The following is a 13345-nucleotide window of genomic DNA, read 5'->3' on the forward strand; positions in this document are numbered from 1 at the left end:
ACGCTCCACGCTCGTGATAGCATCCGCGCCTATGAAGTTTCCAGGAAGAATTACCAGTGGCGTACTGCTGCTGATCACCAGCTGCGCGGCACTGGCGCAAAGTGAATTGGATGTGCGGATCAAACCGTCCAACGATGCACTGAAGGCCAATATCGAAGGCTATATCGGCAGTCTCGGCGATCGTGACGAAGAGGCTTTGCTGCGCTTCAGTCGTGGCGCCGAGGAACAGGCGCGCAAGGCCGCCCAGGCCTTGGGTTATTACCAGCCGCAAATCGACAGCGAAGTGAAGGGTGGCAAGACGCCGAGCCTGGTGCTGACCATCGAGCCCGGCGAGCCGGTGCATCTGCGCAACGTCACGATCCGCGTCGACGGCCCGGCTGCCAGCCTCAAATCCTTTCGTGTGCCCAAAAGCCATGCCCTGAAGACCGGTGCGGTGCTCAACCACGGCCAGTACGAGGACGCCAAGCGCCTGATCCAGAACCAGGCCTCGCGCTATGGCTTTTTCAGTGGCCGTTTTACCCGCCAGAAGTTGTCGGTCGACCCGCGGGCCGGCGTGGCCGATATCGAACTCATCTATGAGAGCGGTCCGCGCTATTCGCTGGGCAAGGTCAGTTTCGAAGGTGACACACCGTTCGACGAAGACCTGCTGCAACGCATGGTGCCCTTCAAGGCCGGTACGCCATACGACTCCGAACTGATCGCCGAGCTCAACCAGGCGCTGCAATCGAGTGGCTATTTCGAAGGCGTGCGGGTTGACGCCGCGCCGACGGCGTCCAAGGACGATGTGATCCCGGTGGACGTCAAGCTCGAAACCCGCAAGCCACGCACCATGGGCCTGGGTATTGGTTATTCCACCGACGTCGGTCCACGGGTCAAGGCCAACTGGACCCGGCACTGGGTCAACCCCCAGGGTCACAGTTACGGCTGGGAGACCGAAGTCTCGGCGCCACGGCAGAACGTCGGGTTGTTCTACGACATCCCCCTGGACCCGCCGCTGACCGACAAACTGCGCTTCGCCGGTGGTTATCAGAACGAAGAAATCGCCGACAAGGACAGTCTCAGCAAGTTGCTCACCGTAGGCCCCGAGTGGCACAGCAAACTGCCCAGCGGCTGGCAGCGGGTGGTGTCGCTCAAGTGGCAGCGCGAGGAATACCGACTCGGCGACGATTCGGGCCTCAGTACCTTGCTGATGCCCGGTGTGAGCTATTCGTACCTTAAAAGCGACAACCGCATCGACCCGCACAACGGTTATCGCCTGCAGTTCGAAACCAAGGTCGCCAAGGAAGGCCTGGGTTCCGATAACAACTTGCTGTACGGCACCGCGCTGGTCAAAGGCCTGACCACGGTGTTCGACAAGCACCGCTTGCTCGGTCGGGTGCAGGTCGGCGGCAGTGCCACCAACGGCTACAAGTCGATACCGCCATCGTTGCGCTTCTTCGCCGGTGGCGACCAGAGTGTGCGTGGCTACGACTATCAGAGCCTGTCCCCGGAAAACAACCAGGGTGACCGCATCGGTGGTCGCTACATGGTCACGGCCAGCGCCGAATACCAATATTCCGTTGCGGAGAAATGGCGCGTGGCAACCTTCGTCGACCAGGGCAATTCCTTTAATACACTTGAACTGCCGAACCTCAAGACCGGGGTCGGCATCGGCGTGCGCTGGGTCTCTCCAGTCGGGCCGATCCGCCTCGACCTGGCCCATGCGCTGGACGACGATGGCGGCATTCGATTGCACTTTTCCATGGGGCCTGAGCTGTGAAACGCGGTTTGAAGATAACGCTGCTGGCCGTGTTAGCGCTGCTGTTGCTGGTGGTCCTGACACTGGCCACGGTACTGGGCACGGCGACTGGCAGTCGCTGGGCGCTCGGGTTTGTGCCGGGTTTGAACCTGGACAATTTCCAGGGTCGATTGGGTGGACAGTGGAGCGCCGATCGCCTGTCGTGGCAGCAAGACAGCAGCCGGGTCGAGCTCAGCAAAGTCATCTTCGCCTGGTCGCCGCTGTGCCTGACGCGCATGACCCTGTGCATCGAACAACTGAAGGCCGATCAGGTCAGCCTGCAATTGCCGCCCGGCGAGCAGGAAGAGAGCAGCGGGCCGATCAGTCTTCCAGACTTGAATTTGCCGCTGGCGCTCGAACTGGGCGACATTCAGGTCGGCAGCCTGCTGTTCAACGGCAGCGAACAACTCAAGGGCTTGCGACTGGCGGCGCACTGGACGGCCAACGGCTTGCAGATCGACTCGGTGCAATTGCATCGCGATGAGTTGAGCCTGCACCTGTCCGGCTTGCTGCAACCGACCGGCAACTGGCCGCTCAAGGCACAAGGCAAACTGACCCTGCCTGCACCCGGCACCGAACCTTGGGCGCTGGACCTGCAAGTCGACGGTGACCTGCTGAAAACCTTGAACCTCAAGGCCGACAGCACTGGCTATCTCAACGGGCAACTGAGCGGCAAACTGCAACCCTTGGCGGAAAACCTGCCGGCGACGGTGCGCATCACCGCTGACGGCTTCAAACCCAGCGCCGATTTGCCCGACACCCTGCAACTCAATCAGCTTGAACTGACGGGCGCCGGTGACCTGAAAAACGGTTATCAGCTGCTCGGCAAGGCCTCGCTGCCTGCCGAACAAGGCCCGGTCGCGCTGGCGCTGCAAGGCAAGGTCGACGCCAGCGGCGCGCAGATCGCCGCCCTGGACCTGACCGCCAACGACAAGCAAAGCCTCAAGCTCAATGGGCAAGTGGACTGGAGCAAAGGCCTGAGCGCCGAGGCGAAAGTCGACTGGCTGGATTTCCCGTGGCACCGTCTCTATCCGCTGATCGACGAACCGCAGGTAGCCCTTCGCAGCTTCAACGGTGAAGTCTCCTACACCGACGGCAAGTATCTCGGTAACTTCAAGGCTGCGCTGGACGGCCCGGCCGGGGCGTTCAGCCTGGCCAGCCCGTTCGCCGGCGACCTGACGAAAATCTACCTGCAACAGATCCAGCTCGTCGCCGGGCAGGGCAAGGCTGAAGGGCACCTGAACCTGCAATTCGCCGACGGCATCGCCTGGGACACCGCACTGGATCTTTCCGCGATCGACCCGGCGTACTGGGTCGCGGAACTGCCGGGCACGTTGGCAGGCCCCTTGCGCAGCAAAGGCGAGATGAAGAATGAAAAACTCAGCCTGAGCGCCGACCTCGACCTGAAGGGCAAGCTGCGTGGCCAGCCGGCCGTCCTGCAAGCCAAGGCCGATGGCAGTGGCGAGCAATGGAACCTCAATGCCCTGCAGATTCGCCTGGGCGACAACAGCATCAACGGCAAGGGCAGCCTGCAACAGAAACTCAGCGGCCAGATCGACATCAAGCTGGCGCGCCTGGCCCAGCTCTGGCCGCAACTGCGCGGCCAGATCAATGGCCGGGTCGATGTCGCAGGCACGCTCAAGGCTCCGCAAGGCAAGCTCGGGCTGCAAGGCACGCAACTGGCTTTCCAGGACAATCGCCTGCAGAGCCTGAACCTGGACGCGACCCTCGACAGCGCGCAACGGGCGAAAATCGACCTCAAGGGCAGCGGCATCCAGGCCGGCGATACCGCGCTGGGCACGCTGACCGCCAGCGGCCAGGGCGACATACGGAACCAGAAGCTGAGCCTCGACCTGCAAGGGCCGAAGCTCAAGCTTGCGCTCGGCCTCGACGGGGCGCTGGATCAAGGCAACTGGCGCGGACGCCTGGCCAGCGGTGATATCCAGGCCGGCGGCCAGGACTGGAAGCTGCAAGGGCCGGCTCCACTTGCGCGGCTGGCGGACGGCAAGATCAATTTTGGTGCCCATTGCTGGGCGTCTGGCCCGGCCAGTCTGTGCGGTGAAGACCAACGCCTGATGCCGGAGCCGAAGCTGCGTTATCACTTGCGGCAGTTCCCCATCGACAGCCTCGCCCAATGGCTGCCGAAGGATTTCGCCTGGCAAGGCCGGCTCAACGCCGACGTGCAACTGGACCTGCCCGCCAGCGGCCCGAACGGCGTGATCAGCATCGATGCCAGCGGGGGGACGTTGCGCATGCGCGAGAAAGACCAGTGGCTGGAGTTCCCGTACCAGACCTTGAAACTCACCAGCACGCTTACGCCCAAGCGCATCGATACCAACCTGAATTTCGTCGGCGGCAAGCTCGGCGAATTGATGGTGCAGGCCCAGATCAACCCGCTGCCGAAGAACAAGCCGCTGAGCGGTACGTTCCGCTTGAGTGGCCTGGATTTGTCAGTGGCGCGGCCGTTTGTGCCCATGGTCGAGAAACTGACCGGTCGCCTCAATGGCAGCGGTACGATTTCCGGCGGGCTGCTGGCGCCGCTGGTCAATGGAAATCTGCTGCTCAGCGACGGCGAGGTGTCCGGCGCCGAGCTGCCGATGGAGATTCAAGCGTTGCAATTGCAGGCGGTGATCGCCGGCGAAACCATGCAGCTCAACGGCGGCTGGAAAAGCGGCAAGGCCGGGCAGGGCAGCCTCAACGGCAACATCGCCTGGGGCCAGGCGCCGGTGGTGGACCTGGCGCTCAAGGGCTCGCAACTGCCGGTCAGCGTCGAACCTTACGCCAAGGTCGAAGTGGCTCCGGACCTGAAAATCTCGCTCAAGGGCGATGAGCTGGCCATCGCCGGCAAAGTGCGGGTGCCCAAGGGCGACATTACCATTCGAGAGTTGCCGCCATCGACGGTCAAGGTCTCCGATGACACGGTAATCATTGGCCAGCAGACCGAAGAGGGCAAACCACCCCTGGCGATGAAAATGGACATCGATGTGGTGGTTGGCGAAGAGAAGCTGAGCTTTGCCGGGTTTGGCCTGACCGCCAATGTGCAGGGGCATGTGCACATCGGCGACAACATGGACACCCGTGGCGAACTATGGCTCAACGACGGCCGGTATCGCGCCTACGGCCAGCGGCTATCGGTGCGCCGGGCGCGGTTGCTGTTCGCCGGCCCGATCGACCAGCCGTATCTGGACATCGAGGCCATCCGTCAGACCGACGATATAATCGCCGGAATCCGCTTGAGCGGCAGTGCCGAGCAGCCGACTACGCAGATATTTTCGGAACCGGCCATGAGCCAGGAAGAGGCGTTGTCCTATCTGGTGCTGGGGCGTCCATTGAGTTCCAACGGTGAAGACAACAACATGCTCGCCCAGGCCGCGCTCGGCCTGGGCTTGATGGGCAGCTCCGGGGTAACCGGCGGCCTGGCGAAGAACCTGGGCATCGAGGATTTCCAGCTCGACACCGAAGGCAGTGGCAACGCCACCAGCGTGGTCGCCAGCGGCAACCTTTCCGAGAAGCTCAGCCTGCGTTATGGCGTCGGTGTGTTCGAACCGGCCAATACCATCGCCTTGCGCTACAAGCTGAGCAAAAAGGTCTACCTTGAAGCCGCCGGTGGCGTGGCCAGTTCGCTGGACATCTTCTACAAGCGCGATTTCTGAACCGCCACGGGCCCCCTGTAGGAGCTGGCTTGCCAGCGATAGCGGTGGGTCAGGCAACATCGCTGTTGACGGCAAGGACGCCATCGCCGGCAAGCCAGCTCCTACAGGGATTTGTGGTGTAGTCAGAATTGCACAGTCTGCCTGAGCATCTGCGCCGTCGGCGTATCCGCCGGGCTGACCATCGCATAGTTATAACCGCTACCCGACCAGTACTCGGCCTGCAATCCGCCATCGCGACGACTGCCCCGTGGCAGCAGATAGTTCTTCGGTCCCGGCGGGCGCACGTAAAAGCTGATTTTCTGCCCGCCCTGGTTCTCGTAGACCACCATCGCCGCCGGTCCTTGTTCGGTGCTGAGCAAGCGCCCGCTGGCCGGCTTGAATCCTGCGCCCGACAAATCAGGCAGACGATTGGCCTGGGTGAAATATCGGTCGAGCCAGCCCTGCATATCGCCGTCGTCGCCGACCTTGTAATCGGCCGGCAGGAGGCCTTGTTGGGCAATCAGGCGATAGGCCTGCAAGGCGTCGGTCATCGGTAGCTGAGTGCTGACGAGGGTAACTTCCCGCGCCTGCCAACCGCCGAACCCGCCGACGCTGACTGCGATCAGCAACACCGCGGCGCTGGCCAGGTGACGCCGGGACTGGCGCTTCAGGCGTTGGCGAATGACGACCGGATCAAGGTCAGGATTGGCCGGCTGCTGCAAGGCGGCCCCGAGGGCCGCGCGCAGGTGCTGGGCATCCTGCCGCCATCCGCGAACCTGCGCGGCCAGCTGTGGGTTATTCGCCAGAAAGGTTTCCACCAGGCGCCGGTCTTCCTCACCGAGCTGATGGTCGACGTAAGCGTGCAGGTCGCGCTCGCTGGGGGGCATGCTGATCATTTGAGTCTCCGCAGGGAAGGGCGGTTGATTTCGCCATCGCTGAGTTGGCGCAGGGCCTGGCGAGCCCGGGACAGGCGGGACATCACGGTGCCGGTGGGTACGTCGAGAATCTCGGCGACTTCTTTGTAACTCAGACCCTCCACTGACACCCACAGCAGCAGCGCGCGCTGTTCGGTGGGCAGTCGGTCGAAGGCGTCGAGGGTCGATTGGGCGATCACGGTACGTTCCACGCAAGGCTGCGCATCATCGCGTCCGGTAAAGAATTCGAGCATTCGCGCATAGCGCCGGGTACGGCGGTGAGCATCGAGAAACTGTCGATACAGAATCGAGAACAACCACGCGCGCAAGTCGCCATCGACGCGCCTGCCGCCCCAACTCGACAGCGCCCGCTCAAGACAGGACTGCACCAGGTCGTCGGCACTGCTGGGGTTGCGCGTCAACGACACGGCAAACCGCCGCAATCTGGGAATGATTTCTCTCAGTTGTTCGTCGATGTCATTCATGAAGTTCTGACTAGTCACTACGCTTTGGACTAGGAAGACGCCCGGCACTCGAGGTTATTCCACGATTGAAAAAATAAATACCGCGCGATGGAATAAACCCTCGTGGGGTTCGTCTGCTTGATTCTTCTCACTTGTGGCCGATGGCCCTGGAGTTTTTCATGGTAGATCGATCATCACCGCCAACCCGGCCATCTTTAAGTGGCGCGAGTCTGGTGCTGCGCCTGGCTGGCATTGCCGTGGTCGTCGCCGCAGTGGCGGGGGCGTTTGCCTACGTCAACGGCACCCTTGACCCACAGCGTCTTACGCCGAAGAAGCTGATCAACGTGCTGGAAACCAACAACGGAGTGCATCCAGGCTTCCGGCGCAATCACTCCAAAGGCGTGTGCGTGATCGGCCATTTCGAGAGCAGCTTTGATGCGCGCAGCTATTCCTCCGCGCAGGTGTTCAATGAAGCACGCACGCCCGTGGTTGGTCGTTTTGCCTTGCCTGCGGGCAACCCTTATGCACCGGACAACGCGGTGCCGATCCGCAGCATGGCCTTGCGTTTCACCCAGGCCAACGGCCAGCAATGGCGCACCGGAATGAACAGTATGCCGGTGTTCCCGGTGGGCACACCGGAGGCGTTCTATCAGTTTCAGCAGGCCCAGTCGCCGGTTCCCGCGACCGGCAAGCCGGACCCCGCCGCAGTGCCGGCGTTCTTCGCTTCGCATCCTGAATCCGCGCCGTTCCTGGCCTGGATCAAGACGGCCAAACCGTCGGCCAGCTACGTCACTGAAACCTACAACAGCGTCAACGCGTTTTACCTGGTGAACGCCGCAGGCCAGCGGCAAGCGGTGCGCTGGAGCATGGTGCCGATAGCCCAGGACGCGCCGGGCGCCACGGCGCCTGCGGGCACTGATTTCCTGGAGAAGGACCTGGTTCAGCGCATCGCCGCAGGGCCGCTGCGTTGGCAGTTGAACATCACCCTGGGCAATCCCGGCGATCCGGTCAACGACGCCAGCAAGGCCTGGCCAGAGGGGCGCAAAGTATTGAACGCCGGCACCCTGATTCTTGAAAGCACCCAGCCGCAACTCAACGGCGAATGCCGCGACATCAACTACGACCCGCTGGTGTTGCCTGCCGGGATCGAAGGTTCCGACGACCCGCTGCTCGCTGCTCGTTCGGCCGGTTACTCCAATTCCTACCTGCGTCGCACCAGCGAAGTCAGTCAATTGCCCGCCGCCAAACAGGAGGCCCAGCAATGAGCACTCAACCGAAGCATTTCGCACCCCTGGCGCGTCTGCTGCACTGGCTGATGGCACTTATGGTTATCGCGATGCTGTTTATCGGCGCGGGCATGGTCGCCTCGGTATCCGAGCGTCATGAGTGGCTGATTCACCTGCACAAACCATTGGGCATCGCCATCCTGCTGCTGGTGATCGTGCGTCTGGCGGTGCGCTTTTCTACCCAGCAACCGCCGTTGCCGGCCGACCTCCCGGGCTGGCAGGTGCTGGCGGCCAAGGCATCGCACGTCTTGCTGTACGCCTTGATGCTGGCTTTGCCGTTGCTGGGCTGGGCGATGATCTCGGCGTCAGGCGAACCGGTGATGCTCAGCAGTTCATTGCAGTTGCCATCGATCGTGCCGGCCAGCGCCCAGGTGTTCGCATTCCTGCGTAAGGCACACGGGTATCTGGCGTATCTGCTGTTCCTGACCGTGCTACTGCATCTGGCGGCGGCGTTGTTTCATGGTTGGGTGCGGCGCGATGAGGTGCTGGACAGCATGTTGCGGGGTAGAGACCGCGGTTAATCGCAGCCCTGAAAAGATCGCAGCCTGCGGCAGCTCCAAGGATCGGTGAACCCCTGTAGGAGCTGCCGCAGGCTGCGATCTTTTGATCTTGAATCAACGCAAGCTATCAACCATATCGGCCACGGTGGTCAACACATCCTTGCCCAACTGCTTCGACCGTTTCCCCGACCACCCAGTCAACGGATTCGGATGATCATCATGATCCTTGAACGGCATTTCCAGGGTCAGCGACAGGCAGTCGTACTTCTGGCCAACACTGTTGCACGCCAGGGTCATGTTCGCTTGGCCGGGTTCGTCGCGGGTGTAGCCGTGTTTGGTCTGGAAGTCCCTGGTGGTGTGTTTCAGATGGCTGCGGAAGTGCTCTTCGAGGTTTGCGATTCGGGGCGTGTAGCCTGGATTGCCTTCGCAACCGGCGGTGAACACGTGGGGGATTTCCTCATCACCGTGGACGTCGAGGAACAGGTCGACGCCGTACTTTTCCATTTGCTGCTGGACGAAAAAGACTTCCGGGCTGATCTCCTGGCTGGCGCTCTGCCAGGCGCGGTTCAGGTCCTGGCCCATGGCGTTGGTGCGCAGGTGGCCGTGGAAGGCACCGTCCGGGTTCATGTTCGGCACCAGGTACAGGTCGGCGCTGGCCAGTAGTTTGTTCAGCACCGGGTCGTCGTGTTTTTCCAGGCGCTCGATCACGCCCTCCATGAACCACTCGGCCATGTGCTCGCCGGGATGTTGCTGGGCGATGATCCACACTTTGCGTTGGCCTTCGGCGCCGCTGCCTTTGCGCAGCAGCTGGATGTCGCGGCCTTCGACACTCTTGCCGGTGGCCAGCAGCTCGGTGCCGGCCTTGGTGAGCGCCTGCTCGATAAGCCAGTCGTGGCGACCGCGGCTGTAGGGTTCGAAGTAGGCGAACCAGGCGTGGGTCTGTTCAGCTTCGAGGCTGAAGCGCAGGCAGTCGCCCTCGAAAATGGTCGGCACGCGGAACCAGTTGACGTGGTCGTAGGACGCCACCGCCTGATAACCGGTCCAGGCCTTGTTGTAGGAGGACTGGCTGGCATTGTTCAGGCGAAACCAATGGTCCTGGCCGACATGCAGGCCGCTGGCCTTGAAGTGGAACCACTGGAAATGGTTGCTTTTGGTATCGGGGCGGATGGCCAGCAGGGGCTTGAGCGGGTCGCTGACATCGATGACCTGGATGTTGCCGCTGTCGAAGTTGGCAGTGATGTCGAGTGAGGATTTGGCCACGGTCAGGGTTCCTGATTGAGATTTTTATGGCGGCTACTTTACACGCAAGCTTAGAGGGTTAGCAGCGCGGATAAAACGTTTCACCCGGCAGGCTGTGGTTTGCTTTTACAGCGTGTTACCACGCGCACCCTATTGTGGCCGACAGGTGACAAATTGGGGCATTTCAACTCGCTTGCTTCGGTGTCCATGACCGTAGCGAACCTTCCTGTAGACCAATACATCAATCCAATCAAACACCTGCACGTGCAGTGAGAACTTTGGCATGCATTGTGCTTTTTTGGATATATGGATAATTGGATACAAAAATACAAAAGGTCCGCCGATGAAATTCGCCCCTGCCTACACCGAGCGCCAACCCGTCACCGCCGAAGAGGAGGCCTACAATTTTCTGCTGGAGGCGATCTGCAAAGGCCGTTACCGCACCGGCGAGCGCCTGATTGCCGAGGACATCGCCGGAGAAATCGGCATGAGCCGCATGCCGGTGCGCGAGGCCTTCCGGCGCCTGGATGCCGATGGCCTGGTGACGTTGCGGCCCAATCGCGGCGCGATCGTGCGCGGCCTGAACATCGAGGAAATGCGTGAAGTCTTCGAGATGCGCAGCGCCCTTGAAGGCCTGGCCATCCGGGTCGCCGTGACGAAAATCAATGACCGCCATTTCAGCCACCTCGAGCGCCTGCTCGACGAGATGGACGACTACCGGGAGGACGGCGCCGAGTGGGTCAGCCGCCATCGGGCCTTCCATGAATACCTGTGCAGCCTGAGTGAGCGCCCGCGCCTGATGCGCCAGATATCGGCGCTGTATTCGGTGATCGAACCGCACATGCGCCTGTGGCTGCAACACGCCGACAAGCCCCGCAGCGCCCGGGACGAGCACGCCTCGATCATAACCGCCCTGCGTAGCGGCGACCCGGACAAAGCGGCCGCGGTGGTGTGCGAACACATCGAAGGCACCATTCCTCGACTGATTCAGTTTCTCCAAGCCCACCAATAGCCCAGAAACCACACCCCTTGTAGGAGCCGGCTTGCCGGCGAAGGCGGCCGAATGAGCGAAGCAAGACTCAAGCGCCAATCGCTGGCAAGCCAGCTCCTACAGGGGACACCGTTGCAGCCCACTGGAGTCATGCCCATGCACAAGCCTTGCGCGTTAGTTGCCGTGTTCACCTTGAGTCTGTGTTCGCAATGGGCGGTCGCCGCCCCCGAGTTACCCGAGCGATTGAGCAAGAGCGAGAAGATCGTCTATTGCTCCGGCATGGATTCCCCTCCGTTGGTGTCGTTCGACATCAAGCAAAAGCCGGTGGGGCTGCAGGTCGACATGGGCGAAGCGATTGCCCAGCGCCTGGGCGACAAAAAGGTCGAGTGGCGCATCTCGCCTTTCGCCGGGCTGATCCCGGCGCTGCTGGCGCAGCAGTGCGACATGATCGTCGATCAGTTGTTCGACAAGCCCGAACGCCGCGAGGTGATCGACATCGTCAACTTCATGTATTCCAGCCAATCCATCGTAGTGCCCAAGGGCAACCCGAAAGCGGTGAACACCCTGGAGGATCTGTCCGGGCTCAAGGTCGCGGTCAGCAACGGCTCGACGATCCGGGTGCTGCTGGGCAAGGAAAACGAAAAACTCGAAGCGGCCGGCAAGGCACCGATGAAACTGGTGGTGTACAACGTCGACGCCGATGCCTTCCAGGCTTTGCGCATCAATCAAGTGGACGCCTTCGGCACCACGGTCGAGTCCGCCGGCCATTACCAGCAACTCGCTCCTGACCTGTTCCAGTCGGCAGTGCCGGCGTTCAACCGCATCCTTACCGGTTTCGGCGTGCGCAAAAGCGACCCGCAGCTGACCGTGGCGTTGAACGAAGTCTTGCAAGGCATGCGCGCCGACGGCAGTTACGCCGCGCTCCTCAGTAAATGGCATGTCGACAGCGACAAACTGGACTGAGGGCAAACCGGATGAATTTCAATTGGGATGTGTTCTGGCAGTACCTGCTGCAGCCCAGCGATGTCTACCTGACGGGGCTGTGGCTGACCTGCCTGATCAGCGTGTCGGCGATGTTGCTCGGTTGCGTCCTGGGGCTGATCGCAGCGTTGATGAAGCTGTCGAGTAACCCGCTGTTGCAGTATCCGGTGCGCTTCTATGTCTGGCTGATGCGCGGCACGCCGTTGCTGGTGCAGATCGTGTTTCTGTACACGGCATTGGCGGCAGGGGGGATATTGCGCTTTGAAGACCTGGACCTGGGCTGGTTTATCGTGCCGGGCAACATCCAGGCGGCGATCATCGCCCTGGGCCTGAATGAAGGCGCGTACATGGCGGAGATCATCCGCGCCGGCATCGGTGCAGTGGACAAGGGCCAATACGAAGCCGGGCGTTCCCTGGGCATGACCTTTGCCAAGTTGATGCGGCGCATCGTCCTGCCCCAGGCGTTCCGGGTGATCGTGCCGCCGCTGGGCAACGAGTTCAACGTGATGCTGAAAAACACCACGCTGGTCAGCGTCATCGGGGTGCAGGAGCTACTGCTCAGCACGCAAATGGTGACCTCGGCGACTTTTCGGGTGTTCGAGCTGTACCTGGTCGTCGCTATCTACTTCCTGGCATTGACCACGCTGTGGGGCTTTTTCCAGCGCTGGCTGGAACAACGCTTCGGCCAGTCCGATCGTCCGGCACCGGCCGCCAGCCGCATGTTCGGCCGCAACACCATGAAACTGTTGAGGGGGCGTTGAGATGGCGCACATGAGTGAAGAACTGGTCATCGAAGCGCTGGATATCCATAAGTCTTTCGGTGACCTGGAAATTCTCAAGGGCATTTCGCTGCAAGTGAAACGCGGTGAAGTGGTGGTGCTGATCGGCGCTTCCGGTTCCGGCAAAACTACCTTTATCCGCTGCATCAACCTGCTGGAAGACATTCAATCCGGGCAGATCCGCGTCGGCGGTCGGCCCATGGGCTACCGCACCCGGGCCGATGGCAGCCTGGCCCGCGACTCGGAACGCAACATTGCCCGCCAGCGCCGGGACATCGGCATGGTGTTTCAGCGCTTCAATTTGTTCCCACACATGACAGCTCTGGAAAACATCATCGAGGCGCCGATCCAGGTGCTCGGCGTGTCGCGCGCGGCGGCGCTGGAACAGGCGAGGGCGCTGCTCAAGCGCGTCGGGTTGGCGGAGAAGGCCGATCACTATCCGTCGATGTTGTCAGGTGGCCAGCAACAGCGGGTTGCCATTGCCCGGGCACTGGCCATGAAACCGCAGGCGATGTTGTTCGACGAGCCCACCAGCGCCCTGGATCCGGAGACGGTGGGTGAAGTGCTGCAAGTGATGAAGGAGTTGGCTGAAGAGGGCATGACCATGGTCGTGGTCACCCACGAAATGGGTTTTGCCCGGGAGGTGGCCGACCGGGTGGTAGTGCTCGATCAAGGTGAACTGATCGAGCAGGGGCCGCCCGAACAGATCTTCAGCCAGCCGAAGCATGCCCGTACCCGTGCCTTTCTGAGCCGTGTGCTTTGAGTCCATCAAACAAATTTGT

At 61.6% G+C, this 13345-nt stretch carries 11 protein-coding genes; 8 read left to right on the plus strand and 3 right to left on the minus strand.

Annotated elements, in window-relative coordinates:
- The first annotated feature begins 31 nt into the window (after positions 1–31).
- Both ACYP2Q_RS07455 and ACYP2Q_RS07460 read left to right on the plus strand, forming a co-directional pair.
- On the plus strand, positions 32–1759 hold the full coding sequence (locus tag ACYP2Q_RS07455) for an autotransporter assembly complex protein TamA (protein WP_459729916.1): 1728 nt from the start codon (positions 32–34) through the stop codon (positions 1757–1759).
- Complete coding sequence (locus tag ACYP2Q_RS07460; RefSeq protein WP_459729917.1) at positions 1756–5430, plus strand: translocation/assembly module TamB domain-containing protein; 3675 nt, start codon at positions 1756–1758, stop codon at positions 5428–5430. Before ACYP2Q_RS07455 ends, ACYP2Q_RS07460 begins: the two co-directional genes overlap by 4 nt.
- Before the next feature lie 122 nt (positions 5431–5552).
- Here the strand turns inward: ACYP2Q_RS07460 and ACYP2Q_RS07465 are convergent, their stop codons facing one another.
- A complete protein-coding gene (locus ACYP2Q_RS07465) occupies positions 5553–6305 on the minus strand; it encodes an anti-sigma factor family protein (protein ID WP_459729918.1) in 753 nt (250 codons plus the stop codon).
- Positions 6302–6808 (minus strand): sigma-70 family RNA polymerase sigma factor, encoded by a 507-nt coding sequence (locus ACYP2Q_RS07470; RefSeq protein ID WP_459729919.1) that lies wholly within the window; start codon positions 6806–6808, stop codon positions 6302–6304. The genes ACYP2Q_RS07465 and ACYP2Q_RS07470 overlap by 4 nt, the downstream gene beginning before the upstream one ends.
- 158 nt (positions 6809–6966) lie before the next feature.
- On the opposite strand from ACYP2Q_RS07470, the gene ACYP2Q_RS07475 reads away from it, so the two are divergent.
- Positions 6967–8052, plus strand: a complete 1086-nt coding sequence (locus tag ACYP2Q_RS07475) for a catalase family peroxidase (RefSeq protein ID WP_459729920.1) — start codon at positions 6967–6969, stop codon at positions 8050–8052.
- Positions 8049–8594 (plus strand): cytochrome b, encoded by a 546-nt coding sequence (locus ACYP2Q_RS07480; RefSeq protein WP_459729921.1) that lies wholly within the window; start codon positions 8049–8051, stop codon positions 8592–8594. Before ACYP2Q_RS07475 ends, ACYP2Q_RS07480 begins: the two co-directional genes overlap by 4 nt.
- 93 nt (positions 8595–8687) lie before the next feature.
- Here the strand turns inward: ACYP2Q_RS07480 and ACYP2Q_RS07485 are convergent, their stop codons facing one another.
- Positions 8688–9839, minus strand: a complete 1152-nt coding sequence (locus ACYP2Q_RS07485; protein WP_459730091.1) for a M14 family metallopeptidase — start codon at positions 9837–9839, stop codon at positions 8688–8690.
- Positions 9840–10155: 316 nt separating this feature from the next.
- Between ACYP2Q_RS07485 and ACYP2Q_RS07490 the strand changes: the two genes are divergently transcribed.
- The 4 genes from ACYP2Q_RS07490 to ACYP2Q_RS07505 all read left to right on the plus strand — a co-directional run bounded on the left by ACYP2Q_RS07490 (position 10156) and on the right by ACYP2Q_RS07505 (position 13326).
- Positions 10156–10824 carry a GntR family transcriptional regulator gene (locus ACYP2Q_RS07490; RefSeq protein WP_459729922.1) on the plus strand — a complete coding sequence of 223 codons (669 nt, stop codon included), beginning with the start codon at positions 10156–10158 and terminating at the stop codon, positions 10822–10824.
- 135 nt (positions 10825–10959) lie between these two features.
- A complete protein-coding gene (locus ACYP2Q_RS07495; protein WP_459729923.1) occupies positions 10960–11766 on the plus strand; it encodes an ABC transporter substrate-binding protein in 807 nt (268 codons plus the stop codon).
- Between the two features lie 11 nt (positions 11767–11777).
- Positions 11778–12545: an amino acid ABC transporter permease gene (locus ACYP2Q_RS07500; protein WP_459729924.1), complete on the plus strand. Its 768-nt coding sequence runs from the start codon at positions 11778–11780 to the stop codon at positions 12543–12545.
- Position 12546: 1 nt separating this feature from the next.
- On the plus strand, positions 12547–13326 hold the full coding sequence (locus ACYP2Q_RS07505; protein WP_459729925.1) for an amino acid ABC transporter ATP-binding protein: 780 nt from the start codon (positions 12547–12549) through the stop codon (positions 13324–13326).
- Positions 13327–13345 lie beyond the last annotated feature (19 nt).

The organism is Pseudomonas sp. MHK4 (assembly GCF_054600775.1).